The 2508-nt window shown below is 66.5% G+C and carries 2 protein-coding genes; both read left to right on the top strand.

Translation table 11 applies throughout. The features are described 5' to 3' along the window. A partial coding sequence (locus tag ACIQOV_RS37090; protein ID WP_401055196.1) for a baseplate J/gp47 family protein occupies positions 1 to 2198 on the top strand: 2198 nt, incomplete at its 5' end. A gap of 48 nt (positions 2199 to 2246) precedes the next feature. After that, positions 2247 to 2508, top strand: a 262-nt coding sequence (locus tag ACIQOV_RS37095; RefSeq protein WP_401055197.1) for a Pvc16 family protein, incomplete at its 3' end; no start/stop codon positions are given.

Raw genomic sequence — 2508 nt, forward strand, 5'->3', positions numbered from 1 at the left:
AGTTGACGCAGGCCGACGTGCTGTTGGCGGTGTTGTCGAATCCGGTGCCCGATACCCGGGTTTCGGTGCAGGTGCAGGTCGGTACCGCGCCGTCGGCTGTGACGAACTCATCGAGTTGGGCGTGGGAGGCGTGGGCGGGCACTCGGTGGGTGGTGTGCGGTGTGGTGGAGGACACGACCGGCGGCTTCCAGCAGAGTGGGTATGTCACGCTGCAGGTCCCGTCGGCGCATTCGCCGACGGCCGTGGAGTTGAACCTGGGCACCGATGAGGCGCCGCAGGTGTGGCGTGCCGAGGATGTCGGCTTGCTGCGCTGCACCTACACCGGCGACCAGTACTTCACGATGGTGCTGACCGCGTTGACGCTGGAAGGCCAGATGTCGGTCCTGGTCCCGGTAGTGCAGGCCGAGGTGGTGGATGAGGCGTTGGTGGGGGTGTCCACCGGACTGGCGAACCAGCGGTTCGCCCTGCCGTCGGTGCCGTTGCTGACCGAGGGACGGATCACCGCCGAGACGACCGTGGCCGGCCAGGTGGTTCAGGAGTGGCAGTACGTGCGCACTCTGTCCTCCTCGGGGCCTGATGATCAGAACTTTTGGATCGATCCGACGACCGGTGAGGCGGTGTTCGGTATCGAGGCCAAGGAGGTGGACGGGCCTCGTCGCCACGGTGCGATCCCCCCGAAGGGAGCGGAGATCCGTATCACCCGGTTCCTCACCGGTGGTGGTTCCGTCGGTAATGTGCCCGCGCGCTCCATCACCGCGCTGCGTAATCCCCTGCCGCCGATCTCCGCGGTGTCCAATCCATCGGCGGCCGTCGGCGGTACCGACGCGGAGAGCGTGGAGCAGTGCGCACACCGGCTCCCACTGGGCCCCCTGGGCCCGCAGCGGGCCGTGACCGCAGCAGACATCGAGCGGCTGGTCCTCGCTTCCCCCACGGGGGTGCTGCGTGCCAAGCACGTGGGGGCGGGGACAGGCGAGCTCCTCACACCCTTCACGGAGACCGCGTCGTGGACACCGGCGACCGCCGTTGTCACTATCAGCAACAACACGGGCGGTGAAGTCTCGGTGCCGGCGGGCACCGTGGTCGGGACGGTACCCGCCGTTGCCAAGCTTGATGACGGGACGGAGCGGCCCCGGGCCACGACCGACCCTGCCGTGAAGTTCACCACGATCGCGCCGGCCACGATCCCGCCCTCCGCAGCCACGGGTGACTGGACCAAGGCGGGCAAGGCACGGGTGAACGTGATCCAGGAGATCACGCTTTCCGCCGGCACAGCGATCGACGGTCAGTCAACCGGCACATCGGGCATGGAATTCTACCTCCCCGAGAAAGCCGTCTTCGGCCAGAAACCCGCGATCACAGTGACCAGTGCGGGTGAAGAGCAACTGTGGACCGTCGTCGACACGTTCACCTCTTCCGGACCCGCCGACCAGCACGTCATGATCAACGCCTCCGACGGGGCGATTATCTTCGGGTTCGGTGGATACGGCGCCATCCCGCTGGCCGGATCCACCTTCACACTCGGGGAGAGCTACCAGGCCACCCTCGGCTCACAGGGGAACGTCACGGTCGGTCAGATCTGCGCGTTCTACCCGCCCAGGCCGGAGGGAACCGATCTGATGGTGACCAATGAACTCCCCGCCACCGGCGGCGCCGACGGGACCACCGTCCCGACCCAACCCACCGGCCCCTACGGACTGATGGTGATCCCCGCCTTGGCCGCTGGAAGCCGCATCAACTACACCGACCTACTCCCCTCCACCCAGCTGAAAGGCGCGGTCACACGCGCCCTGTGCCCGGTGATGCCTCCCGGCGTCACCGTGGCCGTGCAGGCCGCCGGGTACCAAGGCATCGAGGTCGTAGCCGTCCTGGCACCGGAGGAATCCCTACTGCCTTCAGAGCTCGCCACTCTGGGCCACTCGGCGGAAGAGGCGCTGTACGCCTACTTCAACCCCCTCACCGGCGGCCCCGACGGAACCGGCTGGCCTTTCGGCCGCCCCGTCCACGTCGGAGACGCCTACGTGGTGCTGGCCCGGCTTCCCGAAGTAGCAGAGGTGAAGGACATCCAGTTGTACCCGGCCAACCCGATCACCGGCGAACGAGGAGCGCAGACCGACCGGGTCGAGGTGACGGACCTGTCCACCGTGTTCTCCGTCAACCACACGGTGACCGTGGAAGAGCCCACCGCTATGGCCCGATAAACCCTACCCGGACGACGTCAACCACCATAGCGAGACGGAGGACAGGCAGTGATCACTGAAGTAGACAACGAACTCAAGAAACTCATCTCCCAGGCCATGGGTGGCTCTCCGCCGCAGGGTCCGGAGATTTCCTTCGATGCACCCACCAGGGACTGGTCAACCGGTGTCAGCGGCAGGCAAGTCATTAACGTATTCCTCTACGATCTCCGCGAAGATACGGACCTCCGCTCCGTCGGCGATGTCGAACTGACCATCAGTGGCACTGGTCAACCTCCACCGACGCAGCCTACCCACACCATCCCGCCGCCGC

Origin of the sequence: Kitasatospora sp. NPDC091257, assembly GCF_044757675.1 — a bacterium.
Taxonomy (GTDB): domain Bacteria; phylum Actinomycetota; class Actinomycetes; order Streptomycetales; family Streptomycetaceae; genus Kitasatospora; species Kitasatospora lactacystinica.